This is a genomic window from Priestia sp. SIMBA_032 (assembly GCF_046535215.1).
GTDB classification, from domain to species: domain Bacteria; phylum Bacillota; class Bacilli; order Bacillales; family Bacillaceae_H; genus Priestia; species Priestia aryabhattai.
This window is the reverse complement of sequence record NZ_JAWRXD010001363.1, coordinates 1-244: the sequence shown is the minus strand read 5'-3', so window position 1 is coordinate 244 and position 244 is coordinate 1. Positions and strand designations below refer to the sequence as shown.

Genomic DNA, 244 nt, shown 5'->3' with positions numbered 1-244 from the left:
GCGTTTGGAAGCGGACGTGGACCCCGAGCAGCTGAGCTTTGCGGACATCGAGGCGACCATCAAGAACCTGCATTCCAAAGGTGAGGGCAAAGTAAACATCGACATCGATGCCAAACTGATGGACAACGGGCCATTTACCCTGGATTGGTCCTTTGACCCCCAAAACCAGGCCAATACTTTTTTGGTGCAGGGTGCACTCTCCAATTTTCAGTCGGAAAGTATCAATCCTTTTTTAAAGACCAAC

At 50.0% G+C, this 244-nt stretch carries 1 protein-coding gene; it reads left to right on the top strand.

Annotation, left to right across the window (positions count from 1 at the left end; translation table 11 throughout):
* Positions 1-244: hypothetical protein (locus SB717_RS38775; RefSeq protein ID WP_410908573.1), on the top strand; the 244-nt coding region annotated here is incomplete at both ends.